This is a genomic window from Streptomyces atriruber (assembly GCF_001418325.1).
GTDB lineage: Bacteria > Actinomycetota > Actinomycetes > Streptomycetales > Streptomycetaceae > Streptomyces > Streptomyces atriruber.
This window is the reverse complement of sequence record NZ_LIPN01000231.1, coordinates 15,644-31,386: the sequence shown is the minus strand read 5'-3', so window position 1 is coordinate 31,386 and position 15,743 is coordinate 15,644. Positions and strand designations below refer to the sequence as shown.

Below are 15,743 nucleotides of genomic sequence, written 5' to 3'. Positions count from 1 at the left end.
GGGCGGGGGTGGCGGCGGTGGTTGTGGAGGTGGCGGCGGTGGCTTCGGGCGATGTGTGGGTCCGGCGTGACAGTCGGCGCCGTCGCCCGCGACGGCGACCGTGCCGCCGCTCGTGGAGCCGCCCTGGCCGATCGACGCGTAGGCGCAGTCGTCGGCGGACGCCGAGCCGACGGCCGATGAGGCGCCGAGCAGCAGGGCCAGTGCGAGGAGCGCCAACACGCGTGTGACGAGGGGCGATAAAGGTCGCGGAGTTCCGTGCACGACGGGGAGCATGAGCCGCGCGCGCCCCCGCCACGCCCGGCGTGCCGCCGAATGACCCGAAGGGGGGATCCGCACACGACACGTGTTTGACGCCGCGCGCCCTGCGCCTGCCCTGTGTTCGATTCACCGGGCCGCGACGCACGCGCCCGCACCACACGTTCCGCAAAGAATCTTCGGCCCGGTTGAACGCGCCTGCCGTCCCGCCCCGTACCTAGGGCCATGTCGTGACGCAGACGGGCGTCACGACACCTCTGCGGACAGTGGGAGTCAACGATGCTGTATCCAAGTGGGGTTTCCCCCAGGGCCTGGCGGAGCGCCTCGCTCGTGGCGACAGCCGCGGCCCTGCTGGCGCTGACGACGGCGTGCGGCCAGGAGAAGGGCGAGCAGTCCCCGAACGGTCAGAACGTGGGCAACGAAGCGCCGGCGAAGAGCGACGGCTACGGCGGGGACGACGGCTACGGAGCGGACTCCGACGCCGCGGACAAGGGCGCGGGAGCCAAGGCCGAGGCGGCCGGGCAACTCGCCGTGTGGGACAGCAAGAAGCTCGGCAAGGTCGTCACCGACAGCGCGGGCCTCACCCTCTACCGCTTCGACAAGGACACCGCCCAGCCGCCCAAGTCCAACTGCGACGCCGCCTGCCTCAAGGCGTGGCCCGCCGTCCCCGCCGACGGCGCCAAGGCCGCCCCGGGCGTCGACGAGGCCCTGCTCGGCGAGGTCACCGCCGCCGACGGCACCAAGCAGCTGACCATCGACGGCTGGCCGATGTACCGGTACGCGCAGGACGCCGCACCGGGCGACGCCAAGGGGCAGGGGGTGGGCGGCACCTGGTACGCGGCGGCCCCCGACGGCAAGAAGGCGGCGCCCGCCACGGCCGACACCGCCCCCGTCGATCCCGCGGGCCTGTCCACCCGCAAGGATCCGAAGCTCGGCGAGATCGTCGTCGACAAGAACGGAATGACCGTCTACCGCTTCACGAAGGACTCCGCCTGGCCGATGAAGTCCGCCTGCACCGGGGCCTGCCTCGACAAGTGGCCCGTCGTCGAACCCGTGGCCAAGAACGACACTCGAGGAATCCTCAAGAAGGGCTTCACCGTGTTCGACCGGCCGGACGGCAAGAAGCAGCAGACGATCGACTGCTGGCCGATGTACACCTTCTCCGGGGACAAGAAGCCCGGCGACACCAACGGGCAAGGCGTCGGCGGCACTTGGTACGCGGCGAGTCCTCAGGGCAAGCCGGTGGGCGCACCCGAGTAGCCCGCCCCGGCAGTCGGACAGACCGGCCCGTCCCCTCCCATATCACATGGAGGGGGCGGGCCGGTTGACGGTGTGGGATAAGGCACTTGCCAAAGGCAGTGACCGAGAACGGACCGCCAATTTCCGTTTTGACTCGCTCCCTTGGCAGACGATCAGTAGCCTCACCCTCGAACACCGGAGCGCTTGCGCCGTCCCCCTACGCCTTGGAGTCTTGATGGAGCGTCCCGCCTGGGCACCGCCCGGCATCGACCTCTCGATGCCCAGCGTCTCCCGCATCTACGACTACTACCTGGGCGGCTCGCACAACTTCGAGGTGGACCGGGAAGCGGCCCGCAAGGCCATGGAGTTCATGCCGGGGCTCCCGAAGATCATGCAGGCGAACCGTGCCTTCATGCGGCGGGCGGTGCACCACGCCGTGGGGGAGGGCGTCACCCAGTTCCTCGACATCGGCTCCGGCATCCCGACGTTCGGCAACGTCCACGAGGTGGCGCAGCAGGCCAGCCCCGACGCCGCCGTCGTCTACGTGGACCACGACCCGGTCGCCGTCGCGCACAGCCGCTCCGTGCTGGAGGGCACCGAGCGGACCGCCGCTGTCTCCGCGGACCTGCGCAAACCCCGGGACATTCTGGGCAGTCCGGAGGTCGCCTCGGTCCTCGACCTGGACCGCCCGGTGGCTCTTCTCCTCGTCGCCGTCCTGCACTTCGTCGAGGACGCGTACGATCCTTACGCGGCGGTCGCCGAACTACGGGACGCACTCGCGCCCGGCAGCCTCGTCGTCCTCAGTCACGCCTCGTACGAAGGGATCCCCGTCCCCCCCGAACAAGTCGGCCGGACGGTCGGTGTATACAAGGACATCCGCAATCCACTGATCATGCGCTCGCGCGACGAGATCGCGCGGTTCTTCGAGGGATACGACATGGTGGAACCCGGCCTGGTGCCGATGCCGCACTGGCGGCCCGACACTGCGCCCGAGGAGGAGGATCCGTACTCCTTCTCGGGATTCGCGGGCGTGGGACGGAAGCTTTGAGCGGCGCGCAGGACGGACCCGAGGACAGACTCCGCCGGTTCGCCACCATCTGGAGCCGTGCGATCTTCCCCGTGACGGCGACCTCGCTGACCCGTCCCGAATTCGAACAGCAACTGGTGCCGCTCGCCAGGCGGTTGAACGACGCGCTGCAGGATCGGATCTTCGACGCGGCGGAGAGCCAGGCCGTCGGCGCCGCGCTCATCGGCACGCACTGCACGGACCCCGAGGCGCTCAGCCGCACGCTCGACTGCATCGACGCCTACCTGGTCCTGTACTGCGGCGGCGACGGCCCGCGGGAAGAGCTGCGGGCTCGCTCCGCCCGGATCCAGCACGCCATGGCCGCGGGCTTCGCCCAGGCGCTGCGCGAGCGCACGCTCGCCGAGCAGGAGGCGATCTCCCGGGCCGCCCTGAGCGCGCGCAGCGCCGTCGCCGAGGCCCTGCACGCGAGTGAGGCACGCTTCCGCGCCGTCTTCCACGGCGCCGCCATCGGCATCGGCATCGCCGACCTCGACGGCACGGTCCTGGAGGTCAACGACGCGCTGATCCGCATGTTCGGCGGTCTGGAGCACCAGCTCCGCGGACGCAACGTGGGGGAGTGGACGCACCCCGACGACTCGCCCCACGTCTGGAAGCTCTACGAGGAGCTGGTGCGCGGCGAGCGCGAGCACTACCGCGTGGAGAAGGCCTTCTACCGCCCCGACGGAACGGTCCTGTGGACCAATCTGACCGTGTCGCTGCTGCGCGACGCGGACGGAGTGCCGCAGTACCAGCTGGCGCTGATGGAGGACACCACCGAGCGCCGGCTCCTCAACCTCCGCCTGCGGTACGAGGCCACCCACGACGCGCTCACCGGGCTGCCCAACCGCACCCTGTTCTTCGAGCGCCTGGACAAGGCGCTCTCCGCGGGGCAGAACGCCCGGTTCGGGCTCTGCTACCTCGACCTGGACGGCTTCAAGACCGTCAACGACAGCCTCGGGCACGCGGCCGGCGACCGGCTGCTCGTCGAGGTCGCCGACCGGCTGCAGTCCTGCGCGACCGCCCCCGGCGAGATGGTGGCCCGGCTCGGCGGCGACGAGTTCGTGGCGCTCACCACGGGACCCGACACCGAGACCGAGGTGGACGAGCTCGCCGGGCGCATCATGAACGCCCTGGCCACCCCGATCCGCGTCGACGGACGCGAGCTGACCGTGCGCGGCAGCATCGGCATCGTCGAGGGCCCGGCCGGTGAGCGCGGCGCCGCGGAGGTCCTGCGCAGCGCAGACATCACGATGTACCGGGCCAAGTCCGCGGGCGGCAACCGCTACGAGCTCGCCGACCCCGAGGCCGACGCCCGCGCCATCACCCGGCACGGTCTGACCACCGCGCTGCCCGCCGCCCTGGAGCGCGGCGAGTTCTTCATCGAGTACCAGCCGCTCGTGCACCTCGGCGACGGCAGCGTGCGCGGCGCCGAGGCGCTGGTGCGCTGGCTGCACCCGCAGCACGGCATCATCGGCCCGGACCGCTTCATCCCGCTCGCCGAGCACACCGGCCTGATCGTGCCGCTCGGCCGCTGGGTCCTGGAGGAGTCCGTGCGCCAGGCCCGCCGCTGGGAGGCACGCCACACCGAGGCGGGCCCGCTCCGCGTCAACGTGAACCTGTCGCCCATGCAGCTCACGCACCCCGGCCTGGTCTCCGACACGGTCGACATCCTGGAGCGCGAGGGCCTGGAGCCCGGCGCCCTGTGCCTGGAGGTCACCGAGTCCGCTCTGATAGGAGCCGACGACGACCTGCTCAAGCCGCTGCGCAGGCTCGCCGAGATGGGTGTGGACATCGCGCTGGACGACTTCGGCACGGGCTACTCCAACCTCGCCAATCTGCGTCGGCTGCCGGTGAGCGTGCTCAAGCTCGACCGCTCGTTCACCCAGGGCATGCAGCACTTCCCCGCCGACCCGGTCGACCTCAAGATCGTCGAGGGGATCGTCGCGCTCGCGCACAGCCTCGACCTCGCGGTCACCGTCGAGGGCGTGGAGACGGGCGCACAGGCGGACCAGCTGCGTGAGCTCGGCTGCGACACGGCGCAGGGCTGGTACTACGCCCGTCCGGGCCCGCCGGACCGGCTGCACGAGCTGGCTCTCGCGGACGCGACGGGCTGAGCCGTGGCGTGGGCACGTGCCGTGGCGACGGGCAGGGCCGAGCCGTGATCCGTTGGGCGTACGCGTTCATCGACCGCCCGCGCGACCGCTTCCCGCAGGCGTGCGCCTTCTGGACCGCGGTCACCGGCTCGCGCCTGTCCGAACCCCGGGGCGCGGACGGCGAGTTCGTGACGCTGCTGCCCCCTGGCGGCGCCGACCCGTGTGTGAAGGCGCAGGCCGTGGCGGGGCCCGGCGGCGCGCACCTCGACCTCGCCGTGGACGACGTCGCTGGCACCGCGGGCGAGGCCCGTGCGCTCGGCGCGGCCGCGGTCTTCGCGGAGGACGGCCTCGAAGTGCTGCGCTCGCCGGGCGGCGTGCTGTTCTGCGTCGTGCCCTGGTCCGGTGAGAAGTCGCGCCCGGCGCCGGTCACCGCGCCCGACGGCGCCGTCAGCCGCCTCGACCGGCTGTGCCTGGACGTCCCCCCGGACTCGTACGACCAGGAGGTCACCTTCTGGTCGGAGCTCACGGCCTGGGACTCCACCGCGGGCGCCCTCCCCGAGTTCCACCGCGTGACGCCGCCCGCGGACCTGCCCGTCCGGCTCCTCCTGCAGCGCCTGGCGGCTCCGGGTCCCGCCGGGGCCCACCTCGACCTGGCCTGCTCGGACCCGGACGCGGTGCGCGCCCGGCACGAGAGCCGCGGCGCGGTCTTCGTGTCGCGCGGCGCCACCTGGCTCGTGATGCGGGATCCGGCCGGCGTGACGTACTGCCTGACGGGCCGTGATCCGGAGACGGGAGGGCTGCCGTCGTAACCCCGACGGCAGCCCTCAGCGTGCCAGCAGCATCCGCTGGAGTTCACGCGCCGCCCTGGGCGGTGCCACGTCGCTGCGGTGGGCGAGGGCGATCGTGCGGTGGAGGCTCGGCTTGGCCAGGGGGGTCATGCGCAGGTCGCGGCCCGAGCGCTCCGCGACCATGCGGGGCACCACCGCCACCCCGAGCCCGGCGCGGACGAGGCCGAGCACCGCGTCCATCTCGCCGCCCTCCACCGCGAACTCGGGCTCGAACCCCTCGGCGCGGCAGGCGGAGACGGTGAGCTCCCGCAGGTCGTAGCCGTGGCGGAACATCACGAGGCGTTCGCCCTGGAGGTCCGCGATGCGGACCGTGCGTCCGAGGCTCCGCGCGTCGGGGGCCGACACCACGACCAGGTCCTCGCGGAGCAGTTCGAGCGTCGTCAGCGCCGGTGACGGGGAGGGGAGGGGGAGGACCACCAGCGCCAGGTCCAGGGCGCCGCGTGCCAGTTCCCGTACGAGATCGTGCGAGCCGCCCTCCTCGATGAGGAGCTGGATCCCGGGGTGACGGTCGTGGAAGGCGCGGAGGACGTCCGGGAGCAGGCCCGTGCACACGCTGGGTGTCGCGCCGAGGCGGATGCGGCCGCGGCGCAGCTGCGCCAGTTCCTGCACCTCGATGCGGGCCGTGTCCGCGTCGGCGAGGATGCGGCGCGCCAGGGGCAGCAGCGCCTCGCCCGCGTCGGTGAGCGTGATGTTTCCCCGCGCCCGGCTGAAGAGCTCGGCGCCGAGCTCCTTCTCCAGGGCCCGGATCTGCTGCGACAGCGAGGGCTGGGAGACGTGGACCTCCTCCGCGGCCCGCGTGAAGTGCCGGGTCTCGGCGACCGCGACGAAATAGTGCAGCTGCTGGAATTGCATACACGGACCATACGATGCTTCATAGGGTCAGGCTATGGAGATGAGCCGAACCATCTCTTGGACCGATCGGGACTTTCGGCCGTAGCGTCTCTGACATGGCTCTGGCAACGCGGACGGACAAACGGCCGTCCATGACCCGCACGCTCTGGGACTCCACCATCGGCAAGAAGACGGTGATGGCGGTCAGCGGCTTGATCATGCTGCTCTATCTGTTCCTGCACATGATCGGGAACCTGAAGATCTTCTTCGGCCCCGCGGAGATCAACCGCTACGCGCACTGGCTCCGCACCCTCGGCGAGCCCTTCATGCACTACGAGTGGACGCTCTGGCTGTTCCGCGCGGTGCTCGTCGTCGCCGTCGTCGCCCACGCCACGTCCGCGTACCAGCTGAGCCGCCGCGACATCAGGGCGCGCCCCACCCAGTACGTGCACAAAAGGCGGGAAGCGAGCTTCGCGACCCGCACCATGCGCTGGGGCGGCATCATCCTCGCCCTGTTCATCGTCTGGCACATCCTCGACCTGACGACCGGCACCGTGCACCCGGGCGACTACGAGCACCTGAAGCCCTACCAGAACGTCATCGACACCTTCTCCACCTGGTACGGCAACGTCATCTACATCGTCGCCGTGGTCGCCGTCGGCTTCCACGTGCGGCACGGACTGTGGAGCGCCGCGCAGACCCTGGGCGTGGGCACCGCGACCCGCAACCGCGTCCTGAAGCCGCTCGCCAACGGGCTCGCGCTGGTGCTGACGGTCGGCTTCATCTCTGTCCCCGTAGGCGTCATGACCGGAGTGGTGAGCTGAATGAGCACCTTTGCTGAGTACGCGACCGGCGAGCCGGTCGTGGATGCCAAGGCCCCCACCGGTCCGATCGCCGAGCGCTGGGACACCCGCCGCTTCGAGGCGAAGCTGGTGAACCCGGCCAACCGCCGCAAGCAGACCGTGATCGTCGTCGGCACCGGCCTGGCCGGCGGCTCCGCCGGAGCCACCCTCGCCGAACAGGGCTACCGCGTCGTGCAGTTCTGCTACCAGGACTCGCCGCGCCGCGCCCACTCGATCGCCGCGCAGGGCGGCATCAACGCCGCGAAGAACTACCGCAACGACGGCGACTCCATCCACCGGCTGTTCTACGACACGGTCAAGGGCGGCGACTTCCGCGCCCGCGAGTCCAACGTGCACCGCCTCGCGCAGATCTCCGTCGAGATCATCGACCAGTGCGTCGCGCAGGGCGTGCCCTTCGCCCGCGAGTACGGCGGACTCCTCGACACCCGCTCCTTCGGCGGCGTCCAGGTCTCCAGGACGTTCTACGCGCGCGGCCAGACGGGCCAGCAGCTGCTCCTCGGCGCCTACCAGGCGCTCAGCCGGCAGATCGCGGCGGGCAACGTGGAGATGCATCCCCGTACCGAGATGCTCGACGTCATCGTGGTCGACGGCCGGGCGCGCGGCATCGTCGCCCGTGACCTGATCACCGGCAAGATCGACACCTACTTCGCGGACGCGGTGGTCCTCGCCTCCGGGGGCTACGGCAACGTCTTCTACCTGTCGACGAACGCCATGAACTCCAACGCCACCGCCGTCTGGCGGGCCCACCGGCGCGGCGCGTACTTCGCCAACCCCTGCTTCACCCAGATCCACCCCACCTGCATCCCGCGCACCGGCGACCACCAGTCCAAGCTCACGCTGATGAGTGAATCGCTGCGCAACGACGGCCGCATCTGGGTGCCGAAGGCCAAGGGCGACGACCGCCCGCCGAACAAGATCCCCGAGGACGAGCGCGACTACTACCTGGAGCGCATCTACCCCTCCTTCGGCAACCTCGTGCCCCGCGACATCGCCTCCCGCGCCGCGAAGAACGTCTGCGACGAGGGCAGGGGAGTGGGCCCCGGCGGACAGGGCGTCTACCTCGACTTCGCCGACGCCATCGCGCGCATGGGCAAGAAGAAGGTCGAGGAGAAGTACGGCAACCTCTTCGACATGTACGAGCGGATCACCGCGGAGAACCCGTACGAGGTGCCGATGCGGATCTACCCCGCCGTGCACTACACGATGGGCGGCCTCTGGGTCGACTACGACCTGCAGACCACCGTCCCCGGCCTCTTCGCGGTCGGCGAGGCCAACTTCTCCGACCACGGCGCCAACCGGCTCGGCGCGAGCGCCCTCATGCAGGGCCTTGCCGACGGCTACTTCGTGCTGCCGTCCACCATCAACGACTACCTCGCGCGCAACCCGCACAAGGACGAGGTGGGCGACGACCACCCGGTCGTCCAGGAGGTCCTCGCCGAGACCGAGGACCGGCTGAACCTCCTCCTGTCCGTGGACGGCGACCGCACCCCCGACTCCTTCCACCGCGAACTCGGCGAAGTGATGTGGGAGTTCTGCGGCATGGCCCGCACCGAGACGGGCCTGCGCAAGGCCCTGGAGCGCATCCCGCAGATCCGCGAGGAGTTCTGGCGCCGCATCAAGGTGCCCGGCACCGGCGAGGAGTTCAACCAGTCCCTGGAGAAGGCCAACCGCATCGTCGACTACCTCGAACTCGCCGAGCTGATGTGCCTCGACGCCCTGCACCGCGCCGAGTCATGCGGCGGCCACTTCCGCGAGGAGTCCCAGACCCCGGACGGTGAGGCGGCCCGCGTGGACGAGGAGTTCTCGTACGCCGCCGCCTGGGAGTTCACCGACACCGGCGACGCCCCCGTCCTCCACAAAGAAGACCTCGTCTTCGAGTACGTCCACCCCACTCAGCGGAGCTACGCATGAAGCTCACCCTGCGCGTCTGGCGCCAGAAGAACGCCGACGCCGACGGAGCGATGTCCACGTACGAAGTGGACGGGATCTCCTCCGACATGTCCTTCCTCGAAATGCTCGACACCCTCAACGAAGAGCTCATCGTCCAGGGCGACGACCCCGTCGCCTTCGACCACGACTGCCGCGAGGGCATCTGCGGAGCCTGTTCGCTCGTCATCAACGGCGACGCGCACGGCCCCGAGCGCACCACCACCTGCCAGCTCCACATGCGCTCCTTCAAGGACGGCGACACGATCGACATCGAGCCGTGGCGCGCCGCGGCCTTCCCGGTCGTCAAGGACCTGGTGGTGGACCGCTCGGCCTTCGACCGGATCATCCAGTCCGGCGGCTACATCAGCGCCCCGACCGGCGCGGCGCCCGAGGCACACGCGGCTCCGGTGCCCAAGGCGGACGCCGACTCGGCCTTCGAGCACGCCGAGTGCATCGGCTGCGGCGCGTGCGTGGCGGCCTGCCCCAACGGATCGGCGATGCTGTTCACCTCGGCGAAGGTCAACCATCTGAACGTGCTTCCGCAGGGTGCGCCCGAGCGGGAGACGCGGGTGCTCGACATGGTCGCGCAGATGGACGAGGAGGGCTTCGGCGGGTGCACGCTGACCGGTGAGTGCGCGACGGCCTGCCCGAAGGGGATCCCGCTGCCGTCCATCGCCGCCATGAACAAGGAGTGGCTGCGGGCGACCCGGAAGGTCAGTCGGTAGCCGCTGCGCGGTCGTCCGCGGGACGGCTGTGGCCGGTCGCGCCGTTCCCCGCGCCTCTTCGGGGCGCTACCGTCGGCTGATGTATCCGGGAGCGTACGACCCCGCCAGGCCGGCCGTCGTCACCGCCGACGGCGCACGGACCCTCAGCTACGGACAACTCGAAGAACGCTCCCTGCGGCTCGCGGATCATCTGCGGGCCGCAGGTCTGCGCCGGGGCGACCACTTGGCCCTGCTCTGCGACAACGACCCGCGCGCCATGGAGGTCTACTGGGCGGCCATGCGCTCCGGGCTCTACCTCACCGCCGTCAACCACCACTTGAGCGCGGACGAGGCCGCCTGCATTGTGCGCGACTGCGGGGCGCGCGCACTGATCGTCTCCGGATCGCTCGGTGAACTGGGCGAGACCGTACGCGAGTTGGCGGGCGGGCCGCCGCTCGTGCTCGGGCTCGACGACGGAACGTACGAGAAGGCCCTGGACTCCGCTTCCCCCGTGCCGCCCGACCGGCAGCCGCTCGGCACCGACATGCTCTACTCCTCCGGCACCACCGGCCGCCCCAAAGGCATCGAACCGGTGCTCCCCGAAGGCGACGTACGCGAACAGGCCACGACCTACACCGTCGTGTTCCAGGCGATGTACGGCTTCGGGGAGGAGACCGTCTACCTCTCTCCCGCACCGATCTACCACGCGGCACCGCTCCGCTTCTGCGGTGTGGTGACGGCGCTCGGCGGCACCGTCGTCCTGATGACGGCCTTCGACGCGGAGGAAGCCCTCGCGGCCGTCCAGCGACACGGAGTGACGCACAGTCAGTGGGTGCCGACCATGTTCGTCCGCATGCTGAAGCTGCCCGGCGAGGTGCGCGAACGCTACGACCTGTCGTCGATGACGACCGCCATCCACGCCGCCGCGCCCTGCCCCGTCGAGGTCAAGCGCCGGATGATGGAGTGGTGGGGGCCCATCCTGTACGAGTACTACTCGTCGACGGAGGGCAACGGCATCACCTTCATCTCGCCCGACGAATGGCTGCGCAAACCGGGATCCGTAGGGCGCGACGGGTTCCTGGGAACCCTGCGGATCTGCGACGAGGAGGGGCGCGTCCTGCCGCCCGGCGAGACCGGGACGGTCTACTTCGAGCGCGACGAACCCTCCTTCCGCTACCACGGCGACGAGGCCCGCACCCGCGAGGCGCAGCACCCCGAGCACGCGAACTGGACGACCACCGGCGACGTCGGGCACGTCGACGAGGACGGCTACCTCTTCCTCACCGACCGCAAGGCCTTCATGATCATCTCGGGTGGGGTGAACGTCTACCCGCAGGAGGCCGAGGACGTCCTCGTGCTGCACCCGGCCGTCGCCGACGTCGCGGTCGTCGGCGTACCCGACGCCGAGATGGGGGAGGCGGTCAAGGCGGTCGTCCAGGTCGAGACGGGCATCGAACCCGGCCCCGCGCTGGAGCGCGAGCTCATCGACTTCGTGCGCGAGCGCATCACGCACTACAAGGCCCCGCGCACCGTCGACTTCACCGAGAGCCTGCCGCGCACGCCCACTGGCAAGCTCGCGAAGTCCCGGCTGCGCGACGCCTACCGGGGTGGATGACCGGCGGCGGGCATCGGGGGTGACCAGCCGAGCCGCGCGGCCAGGCGGTCGCGGTAGTGGTCCACCACCACCGCGACCATGATCACCCCACCCGTGATCATCTGACGCTGGAAGTCCGAGACCCCCGTCAGCAGCAGGCCGTTGGTGAGCACCCCGAGCAGACAGGCCCGAGCAGCGTCCCGGTCATGGACCCCTTGCCGCCGGACAGCCAGGCCCCGTCGGCTCGGCGAAGAACGGGTTCGCCGCGTCCGGTACGACCAGTCCGAGCGTCATCGTCCGGCGCGTCGTAGCGACCTGGCGACCCCGTTGGGGCGGTAGTCGAGCGCCCGGACGGCCGCGAGGACGCGCTCCCCGGTGGCGGGAGCCACGGACCGCGGCCCGTTGTCCACCACGTAACTGACGACCGAGGGCGACGTGCCCGCGAGCCGCGCCACGTCCTGCCGTGTTGCCATGCCGGACCTGCCTCACACGTGTGTGGCGATACGTGCGGGCCGAGCGGATGGGCGGTTCGGAGGTGCAATACGTGTCGGCAACTCGTGTCGCGTCAGGACCGGCCGGCCCGCCGGTCGCCACAAGGAGGCGTTTCAGCCCCGTTCGACCCCCGCGCCACCCGCCCGCGCCCGGGCCAGGTACGGCGCGGTGCGACTGCCCTCCGCGCGTGCCACCTCATCAGGAGTGCCCGCCGCCACGACCTGCCCGCCCCGGTCGCCGCCGCCGGGCCCCAGGTCGATCACCCAGTCCGCGCCCGCGACCACCGCCATGTCGTGCTCGACGACGACCACCGAGTTGCCGCCGTCGACCAGTTCGTGCAGGCGGTGCGTGAGGACCTCGACGTCGGCGGGGTGCAGGCCGGTCGTCGGCTCGTCCAGGAGGTAGAGCGTGTGGCCCCGCCTGACCCGCTGCAACTCGCTCGCCAGTTTGATGCGTTGGGCCTCGCCGCCCGAAAGCTCCGTGGCCGGCTGCCCGAGCCGCAGATAGCCGAGGCCGACGTCGAGGAGCGTGCGCAGGCTGCGTACGACGGGCGGGGTGTCGGCGAAGAAGTCCGCGGCGGCCTCGACGGTCAGATCGAGCACCTCCGCGATGTTCCTTCCCTGATGCGTCACTTCGAGCGTCTCGGGGTTGTAGCGGGCCCCAGCACAGTCGGGGCAGGGCGCGTAGGTGCTCGGCAGGAAGAGCAGCTCGACACTGACGAAGCCCTCGCCCTGGCAGGTCTCGCAGCGCCCGCCCGCCACGTTGAAGGAGAAGCGGCCCACGCCGTAACCGCGTTCCCGCGCCGTGTCCGTCGCGGCGAACACCTTGCGCACGACGTGGAAGAGCCCGGTGTAGGTGGCGAGGTTGGAGCGCGGGGTGCGCCCGATCGGCTTCTGGTCGACGCAGACCAGCCGGCCGACGCCCGGAAGGTCCTCGGTGATCTCGCCGACGAGCGTGGACTTGCCCGAACCCGACACGCCCGTGACGGCCGTGAAGGCGCCGATCGGGATCTCCGCCGACACCCCGCGCAGATTGTGCCGGGTCACCGGACCGACCTTCAACCAGCTTCGGGGAGTGCGCACTTCACGTACCGGAGCGGCCGCCCGGCCGAAGAGGAAGCGGCCCGTGGCCGATTCCCGGACGTCCTCCAGCTCCGCCACCGGACCGCTGTGCAGGACCCGCCCGCCGTGCTCGCCCGCCTGCGGCCCGACGTCGACGAGCCAGTCCGCGTGCCGCACGACGTCCAGGTGGTGCTCCACCACGAAGACGGAGTTGCCCGCCGCCTTGAGCCGGTCGAGGACCGTCAACAGGGCCTCCGTGTCCGCCGGATGGAGCCCGGCCGACGGCTCGTCCAGGACGTACACCACTCCGAAGAGCCCCGAGCGCAGCTGGGTCGCGAGGCGCAGACGCTGCAGCTCGCCCGCCGACAGGGTGGGAGTGGCGCGGTCCGGGCTGAGGTAGCCGAGACCGAGCTCGGTGACGGTCGCGATGCGGGCGAGCAGGTCCTCGGTCAGGACGCGCGCCGTCTCCGAGGAGTCCGCCGCCCCGGCCAGGACGTCGGCGAGCTCCGACAGCGGCAGCGCGGCGAGCTCGGCGATGGTGCGGCCCGCGAACGTCACCGCCATCGCTTCCGGACGGAGCCTGCTCCCGCCGCACGCCGGACACGGAGTGCTCGCGAGGAACCGCTCGGCCTTGGTGCGCAGCGTCTGGCTCTTGGAGTCGGAGAAGGTCTTCATCACATAGCGGCGGGCGCTCATGTACGTGCCCTGGTAGGGGCGGTGGATCCGGCCCGCCTCGCGTACCGGGTGCACGGTCACGACCGGCTGCTCGTCCGTGAACAGGATCCAGTCGCGGTCCTCCTGAGGCAGCTCGCGCCACGGCCGGTCCACGTCGTACCCGAGGGCGTCCAGCACGTCGCGGAGGTTCTTGCCCTGCCACGCGCCGGGCCAGGCCGCGATGGCGCCGTCGCGGACGGACAGCGACGGGTCGGGGACGAGCAGGTCCTCGGTGGTGCGGTGGACGAGGCCCAGACCGTGGCACTCGGGGCAGGCACCGGCCGCCGTGTTCGACGAGAAGGCGTCCGAGTCGAGCCGCGCGGCGCCCTCCGGATAGCTGCCCGCGCGCGAGAAGAGCATCCGCAGGGAGTTTGAGAGGGTGGTGACCGTGCCGACGGAGGAGCGGGAGGTCGGTGCGGAGCGGCGCTGCTGGAGTGAGACCGCGGGCGGCAGACCGGTGATCTCGCCGACCTTCGGCGCACCCACCTGGTGGATGAGACGCCGGGCGTACGGGGCGACGGACTCGAAGTACCGCCGCTGCGCCTCGGCGTAGATCGTCCCGAACGCGAGCGAGGACTTCCCCGAGCCGGACACGCCCGTGAAGACGGCCAGGACATCGCGCGGAATGTCCACGTCTACGCCCTGAAGGTTGTGCTCCCGGGCACCCCGGACGCGTACGAACGGATCGTGAGGGCTGTGCATGGGCGGGGCTCCGTACGCGGTTCGGGGGCAAACCCCACGATTCTAGTCCGCCTGCTCATGCCTCTGCCAATCGACATTTCGGCGGCCGCGTTTCCCGGACACACACGCAAAAGGCACGCACGGACACGGCTGAGTCGAATTCCCGCGACCGCGGGAATTCGACTCAGCCGTCGCGCCGTGCCGTACGCATCAGCCGTCGCGCCGTGCCGTACGCATCAGCCGTCGCGCCGTACCGTACGCAGTTCACGCGCGGCGGCCACGTCCGCGCAACCGGCGAGTCCCAGCGCGTCCCGGAACTCGTCCGCCAACAGGTCGAGGACCCGCCGCACCCCGCCCTCGCCGCCCACGGCGAGACCCCAGAGCGCGGGCCTGCCCACCAGGACGCCGGACGCGCCGAGCGCCAGCGCCCTGAGCACGTCCGTACCGTTGCGGACGCCGCTGTCCAGCAGGATCTCGCAGCCACCGGCCGACGCCGCCACCACCTCCGGCAGCGCGTCCACGCTCGGGAGGGCGCCGTCCAGCTGGCGGCCACCGTGGTTGGACACCACCACGGCGTCCACCCCGCACTCGACGGCGCGCCGGGAGTCGTCGGCCGCCAGGACCCCCTTCAGGACCAGCGGCAGCCGGGTGCGCTTCCGCAGCGCCGCCACCGACGACCACGTCAGGGCGGGCGAGAACGTCGCCTCGGTGTGCGCGGCCAGCGCGGACGCGGCACCGGACGCACCGGACGCCGCGGGCGGCCGGTGGGCCGCCGTCGGGCCCGCCGCGAGGTGCGCGGCCCGCACGTGGTCCGGCAGCGCGAACCGGTTGCGCACGTCGCGCAGGCGCCGCCCCATCCACGGCACGTCGACCGTGAGCACGATCGCTTCGGCCCCGGCGTCCTCGGCCCGGCGGACCAGGTCGAGGGAGCGCCCCGGCTCCCGCAGCCAGTACAGCTGGAACCAGACGGACCCGCCGACCGCGGTGAGCCGTTCGACGGGGACGCTGCTGAGGGTGCTCGCGGTGAACGGCACCCCTGCCGCCTTCGCCGCCCGGGCGGCCGCCAGCTCTCCCTCGGGGTGCACCAGCCGTTGGTAGGCGACCGGCGCGACCGCGAGGGGCAGCCGGGCCGGACGCCCGAGCAGCGTGGTCCCCGTCGCGCACCGCGACACGTCCCGGAGCACGCGAGGGACGACGAAGACCCGGTCCAGGGCGGCGCGGTTGGCGTCGAGCGTCACCTCGGCGCCGCTGCCCCCGGCCACGAACTCGCGGACGGCGGCGGGCAGCACCGTGGCGGCGGCGCGTTCGACGTCGGCCAGACAGTGGAGGTCCTCGGTGCTGTCCGCCTCGGCGGCGGTGCTGTCCGTCCGCAC

At 71.4% G+C, this 15,743-nt stretch carries 12 protein-coding genes and 2 pseudogenes; 8 read left to right on the top strand and 6 right to left on the bottom strand.

What is annotated here, in order from left to right; all coding sequences use genetic code 11:
* Window positions 1-219 (bottom strand): annotated as a pseudogene (locus tag AOK03_RS42720) (hypothetical protein); the annotation flags it as partial.
* Window positions 220-534: 315 nt separating this feature from the next.
* On the opposite strand from AOK03_RS42720, the gene AOK03_RS23710 reads away from it, so the two are divergent.
* From AOK03_RS23710 to AOK03_RS23695, 4 genes are all read left to right on the top strand, one after another.
* The gene (locus AOK03_RS23710) at window positions 535-1,515 is read left to right on the top strand and encodes an SCO0930 family lipoprotein (protein WP_055567354.1); all 981 of its coding nucleotides are present in this window, start codon (window positions 535-537) and stop codon (window positions 1,513-1,515) included.
* 214 nt (window positions 1,516-1,729) lie between these two features.
* Complete coding sequence (locus AOK03_RS23705) at window positions 1,730-2,542, top strand: SAM-dependent methyltransferase (RefSeq protein ID WP_055567353.1); 813 nt, start codon at window positions 1,730-1,732, stop codon at window positions 2,540-2,542.
* Window positions 2,539-4,674: a putative bifunctional diguanylate cyclase/phosphodiesterase gene (locus tag AOK03_RS23700; RefSeq protein ID WP_055567352.1), complete on the top strand. Its 2,136-nt coding sequence runs from the start codon at window positions 2,539-2,541 to the stop codon at window positions 4,672-4,674. The genes AOK03_RS23705 and AOK03_RS23700 overlap by 4 nt, the downstream gene beginning before the upstream one ends.
* A 44-nt stretch (window positions 4,675-4,718) precedes the next feature.
* On the top strand, window positions 4,719-5,462 hold the full coding sequence (locus AOK03_RS23695; protein WP_107098082.1) for a VOC family protein: 744 nt from the start codon (window positions 4,719-4,721) through the stop codon (window positions 5,460-5,462).
* Window positions 5,463-5,477: 15 nt separating this feature from the next.
* On the opposite strand, the gene AOK03_RS23690 is transcribed toward AOK03_RS23695, so the two are convergent.
* Window positions 5,478-6,353: a LysR family transcriptional regulator gene (locus tag AOK03_RS23690; RefSeq protein WP_055567350.1), complete on the bottom strand. Its 876-nt coding sequence runs from the start codon at window positions 6,351-6,353 to the stop codon at window positions 5,478-5,480.
* Window positions 6,354-6,448: 95 nt separating this feature from the next.
* On the opposite strand from AOK03_RS23690, the gene AOK03_RS43510 reads away from it, so the two are divergent.
* From AOK03_RS43510 to AOK03_RS23670, 4 genes are all read left to right on the top strand, one after another.
* Complete coding sequence (locus AOK03_RS43510; RefSeq protein ID WP_208609582.1) at window positions 6,449-7,156, top strand: succinate dehydrogenase; 708 nt, start codon at window positions 6,449-6,451, stop codon at window positions 7,154-7,156.
* The gene (locus tag AOK03_RS23680; RefSeq protein WP_055567348.1) at window positions 7,157-9,106 is read left to right on the top strand and encodes a fumarate reductase/succinate dehydrogenase flavoprotein subunit; all 1,950 of its coding nucleotides are present in this window, start codon (window positions 7,157-7,159) and stop codon (window positions 9,104-9,106) included.
* Complete coding sequence (locus AOK03_RS23675; protein ID WP_055567347.1) at window positions 9,103-9,849, top strand: succinate dehydrogenase/fumarate reductase iron-sulfur subunit; 747 nt, start codon at window positions 9,103-9,105, stop codon at window positions 9,847-9,849. Before AOK03_RS23680 ends, AOK03_RS23675 begins: the two co-directional genes overlap by 4 nt.
* A gap of 79 nt (window positions 9,850-9,928) precedes the next feature.
* Entirely contained in the window at window positions 9,929-11,443 is a 1,515-nt protein-coding gene (locus AOK03_RS23670) for an acyl-CoA synthetase (RefSeq protein WP_055567346.1), read from the top strand.
* Here AOK03_RS23670 and AOK03_RS42715 read toward each other — a convergent pair.
* The 4 genes and pseudogenes from AOK03_RS42715 to AOK03_RS23660 form a co-directional block, all read right to left on the bottom strand.
* Window positions 11,428-11,595: a hypothetical protein gene (locus tag AOK03_RS42715; RefSeq protein WP_157869052.1), complete on the bottom strand. Its 168-nt coding sequence runs from the start codon at window positions 11,593-11,595 to the stop codon at window positions 11,428-11,430. The genes AOK03_RS23670 and AOK03_RS42715 overlap by 16 nt on opposite strands.
* Window positions 11,596-11,665: 70 nt before the next feature.
* Window positions 11,666-11,895 (bottom strand): annotated as a pseudogene (locus AOK03_RS41160) (LacI family DNA-binding transcriptional regulator); the annotation flags it as partial.
* 132 nt (window positions 11,896-12,027) lie between these two features.
* On the bottom strand, window positions 12,028-14,391 hold the full coding sequence (locus AOK03_RS23665) for an ATP-binding cassette domain-containing protein (protein ID WP_055567345.1): 2,364 nt from the start codon (window positions 14,389-14,391) through the stop codon (window positions 12,028-12,030).
* Window positions 14,392-14,606: 215 nt separating this feature from the next.
* The gene (locus tag AOK03_RS23660) at window positions 14,607-15,743 is read right to left on the bottom strand and encodes an alpha-hydroxy acid oxidase (RefSeq protein WP_055567344.1); all 1,137 of its coding nucleotides are present in this window, start codon (window positions 15,741-15,743) and stop codon (window positions 14,607-14,609) included.

Bases quoted from the DNA above. Each gene is read 5' to 3' on its own strand.
- AOK03_RS23710 (WP_055567354.1), top strand. From the start codon at position 535: ATGCTGTATCCAAGTGGGGTTTCCCCCAGGGCCTGGCGGAGCGCCTCG.
- AOK03_RS23705 (WP_055567353.1), top strand. From the start codon at position 1,730: ATGGAGCGTCCCGCCTGGGCACCGCCCGGCATCGACCTCTCGATGCCC.
- AOK03_RS23690 (WP_055567350.1), bottom strand. From the start codon at position 6,353: ATGCAATTCCAGCAGCTGCACTATTTCGTCGCGGTCGCCGAGACCCGG.
- AOK03_RS43510 (WP_208609582.1), top strand. From the start codon at position 6,449: ATGGCTCTGGCAACGCGGACGGACAAACGGCCGTCCATGACCCGCACG.
- AOK03_RS23680 (WP_055567348.1), top strand. From the start codon at position 7,157: ATGAGCACCTTTGCTGAGTACGCGACCGGCGAGCCGGTCGTGGATGCC.
- AOK03_RS23675 (WP_055567347.1), top strand. From the start codon at position 9,103: ATGAAGCTCACCCTGCGCGTCTGGCGCCAGAAGAACGCCGACGCCGAC.
- AOK03_RS23670 (WP_055567346.1), top strand. From the start codon at position 9,929: ATGTATCCGGGAGCGTACGACCCCGCCAGGCCGGCCGTCGTCACCGCC.
- AOK03_RS23665 (WP_055567345.1), bottom strand. From the start codon at position 14,391: ATGCACAGCCCTCACGATCCGTTCGTACGCGTCCGGGGTGCCCGGGAG.